3 protein-coding genes and 1 tRNA gene are annotated in these 3,610 nt (G+C 71.3%); 1 reads left to right on the top strand and 3 read right to left on the bottom strand.

Translation table 11 applies throughout. From position 1 onward, the window contains the following. Positions 1-377 precede the first annotated feature (377 nt). Positions 378-453, top strand: a tRNA-Lys gene (locus VIG79_RS05970). 25 nt (positions 454-478) lie between these two features. Here VIG79_RS05970 and VIG79_RS05965 read toward each other — a convergent pair. The 3 genes from VIG79_RS05965 to VIG79_RS05955 form a co-directional block, all read right to left on the bottom strand. Continuing rightward, entirely contained in the window at positions 479-1,666 is a 1,188-nt protein-coding gene (locus VIG79_RS05965; RefSeq protein ID WP_331883373.1) for a glycine C-acetyltransferase, read from the bottom strand. A gap of 40 nt (positions 1,667-1,706) precedes the next feature. Next, positions 1,707-2,597: a cation diffusion facilitator family transporter gene (locus tag VIG79_RS05960; protein WP_331883370.1), complete on the bottom strand. Its 891-nt coding sequence runs from the start codon at positions 2,595-2,597 to the stop codon at positions 1,707-1,709. A 38-nt stretch (positions 2,598-2,635) separates the two neighbouring features. Further along, on the bottom strand, positions 2,636-3,610 hold a 975-nt coding region (locus VIG79_RS05955), incomplete at its 5' end, for an ABC transporter permease (RefSeq protein ID WP_331883367.1).

Below are 3,610 nucleotides of genomic sequence, written 5' to 3'. Positions count from 1 at the left end.
GAGGCCAATGCGGCGAGCACCGCGGCCGTCGTGCTCGGGAGCGAGGCTCCGGAGTGGTTGGCCGGACACGGCATCTCCGCGCGGCTGGACGCCGACCTCGGCCGGCCCGTGGTCACCCCGGGCTGGCGGAACCCCGAACGGCGTACGGCATGAACGAGATCCTCTGGTTCGTGACTGGGCTCAACCGATCGTCGCAACACCTTGATCTTGGAGTCCTACGTGAACATCGAGCCATCTCCGCGATCGTCCCGTTCACCTCGGGCTATGAGTCGGCGTGGACCCCGAGCTCGGTGACATCGCCGTCTGGCTCTGCCCCGTTCGGGCCCTGACGTGGACCGCACGCCCCTGACTCGTGCGGCATACTGAGGCGCCGCAACGGGCCTCTAGCTCAACTGGCAGAGCTGCGGACTTTTAATCCGTAGGTTGTGGGTTCGAGCCCCACGGGGCCCACCACGTCACCCGCAGACCGGCAGCGGGTCTAGCCAACGGCCTCGCGAGCGGCGACAAAGGCGCTGACACACTGGTGGACGTCGTCCTCGGTATGCGCCGCCGAGAGCTGGACGCGGATCCGCGCCTTGCCGATCGGGACCACGGGGTACGAGAAGGCGATGACGTAGACGCCATGGGTGAGCTTGTGCTCGGCGACCCGGGCGGCACGGCGGGCGCCCTCGTCCCCCCGGAACATCACCGGAGTGATCGGGTGCGACCCCGGCAGCAGCTCGAACCCGGCCTCGGTCATCAGGTCCCGGAACAGCGTCGTGTTGCGGCGCAGGACCTCACGCTGTTCGCCCGAACCCTCGACCATCGCCAACGCCTGCATCGAGCCGGCGGCGACGGCGGGCGCCACGGAGTTGGAGAACAGGTAGGGCCGGGACCGTTGGCGCAGGAGGTCGACGACCTCCCGGTGCGAGGCGACGTAGCCGCCCGAGGCACCTCCGAGGGCCTTGCCCATCGTGCCGGTGATGATGTCGACGCGGTCCTGGACCCCGAACAGCTCGGGCGTCCCGCGGCCACCCTGCCCGACGAACCCCACGGCGTGCGAGTCGTCGACGAACACCATCGCGCCGTGCTGGTCGGCGAGGTCGCAGATGGCGTCGAGCGGCGCATACGAGCCGTCCATGGAGAAGACCCCGTCGGTGACGACGACCTTCCGGCGAGCGCCCGACGCCGCCTTGAGCTGCGCCGCCAAGTCGGCCAGGTCGGCGTTGCGGTAGCGGTACCGGGCGGCCTTGGACAGCCGGATGCCGTCGATGATCGACGCGTGGTTCAGCTCGTCGGAGATGATCGCGTCGGCCGCGTCGAAGAGCGTCTCGAAGACGCCACCGTTGGCGTCGAAGCACGACGAGTAGAGGATCGCCGCGTCGGTCCCGAGGAAGTCGGCGATCCGTCGTTCGAGTTCCGTGTGCAGCACCTGCGTGCCGCAGATGAACCGCACCGACGCCATCCCGAAGCCGTACTCCGTCATGGCATTCGACGCCGCCGCCACGATGTCCGGGTGGTCGGCCAGCCCCAGGTAGTTGTTCGCGCAGAAGTTCAGCGCCTCAGCGCGCGTGGTCGTGACGTGCGCCGCCTGCGGGGAGGTCAGCTCGCGCTCGGCCTTCCACAGGCCGGCGGCGCGGATCTCGTCCAGCGTGGCTTCGAGCTCCTGCTGCACCGTTCCGTACACGCCCGCTCCTTCGTCCTCACCAGTCGACCAGAAGCCGAGCTCACACCGCCCATCGTGGGTCACCGGTGAACGCGACCGCCACCGACTGGTCGTAACCCAGCGCGGCCAGCCGGTCGTGCAGGTCGGAACGGACCCCGTCACAGTCCGCCACCGTCCGAACCGTCGAGCGCTCCCCCACGACGAAGGCCATCTCGATGTCCACCCGGGCACCGATCTTTGAGGCCCGGAGCACCGAGTCGTCGAACGCGTACTCCTCCCGCACCGCGTCGACGACCGCCTGGAGCGAGTCGAGCACCGGCTCCGGTGGCGACATGGTCATCAGCTCCCGCATCCCGTCGATCACCAGGGTCACCGGCACCTTGAGGAACACCACGGACCCTAGAACCACCATCGCCGGGTCGACGTACGCCGCCAGCTCGGAGCGGTCCGTGGCCACCAGGACCGCCGCCACCAGGAACCCGACGAGTACGAGGGCCGACAGGAGTGCGTCGCCCAGCCATTCGGCCGCCTCGGCCTTGACCAGGTCGGAGCGGGCGCCACGTCGCAGCACGATCCCGACGGCGAGCCCGGCCACCGTGGCCAGCACCGCGTAAAGGATCGCCCAGCCGACCTCGACGTCCCGACCGCCGGCGACGATGTCGACGACGCCCTGCACCGCCGCATACACGCAGAGCGCGGCGAGGATCCCGGCCTTGACGATGACGACGACGGGTTCGGCCGCCTCGCGGCCCCACGGGAACCGCTCGTCCGCGCCGCGTCGGGCGAACCGCAGCGCCATGACCGCGAGCACCGAAAGGCCAACGCTGGCAAAGGAGTACAGCCCGTCGAACACGATCATGCTCGAGCCGGACAGGATCCCCCAGACGCTCGAGACGACCGCGAACCCGGCCGACACCCATACCGACAGAAGCAGCAGACGCTGGTCGCGCACGGCTCAGTGTCGCGCACGACCAGCGTCGGTCGGTCGGCTCAGGCGGCCACCGGCCTAGGCTCCGCGTCGACCGACTGGACGGGCCGGGTGTTGCGACCCGCCCGGCGCGAGCCGAGCACCGCAAGCGCCAGTCCGAGAACGACCCATCCGACGAGCACCCACAGGGCCCGGGTACCGCCGGCGCCGTCGAAGAAGGCGACCGACCGCAGCAGGGTCCCAGTGGCGCCCGGCGGCAGCAGCTGGCCCAGCGCCGACCACCCGGTGGGGAGCAGCTCGGGGGCGCTGGTCATCCCCGAGAACGGGTTGCCGATGAGCATGACGACAGCGGCGCCGAGTCCGAGACCGACGAACCCGAACAGCGCCTCGAGCCCGACCAGCGTGAGGCTGACGGCGGCGATCCCCAGGGCGATGACGCCGGCCTCCGCCCACCACGCGCCGTCGAGGATGCCGAGCCAGCTCTGGGCGATGCCGGTCAGTACGAGTCCCGCGAACGTCGCCGTGAGGACCACACCGGCCACCCGCCGACCGACGCCGGACACGGCGGTGGTCATCGCGGCCCCGACGACGAGCCCGCCGAGGACCATCGGCAGCGCGAGCGCGGTGAGGCCGACACCGCGCGGGTCGGCGGAGGGCGACGGCACGACGTCGACGACCCGGACCGCCGGCGCGGCGGCACCGGGCTGACGGGCCTCCAGCGTCGTGGCCAGCTGGGTCATCAGCTGGGCGACGACCGGGGACGCCGCGGTGGCGGTGAGCACCGTCGGGGCCAGGCCGAGGACGATGGCGCCGTAGGCGTCTCGGCGCTCGATCGCTGCGCGGGCCGCGGCCTCGTCGGCGACGGTGGTCACCGCGAAGCCACCGGGGGCCGCCTTGTCGAGTGCGGCCGTGACCTGCGCAGTGGCCTCGGCCGGCCCGGCCACGACGACCGGCAGGGAGCGGGGCGCGAGCTGCGTCGCCGGCCACGCGAAGGCCACGACGAGCAGGCCGAGCAGGGCGGTGAGCCCCACGGAGAC

Origin of the sequence: Lapillicoccus sp. (assembly GCF_036559105.1) — a bacterium.
Taxonomy (GTDB): Bacteria; Actinomycetota; Actinomycetes; order Actinomycetales; family Dermatophilaceae; genus Lapillicoccus.
The sequence above is the reverse complement of the archived record's forward strand: the minus strand, read 5'-3'. Positions and strand labels throughout refer to the sequence as shown.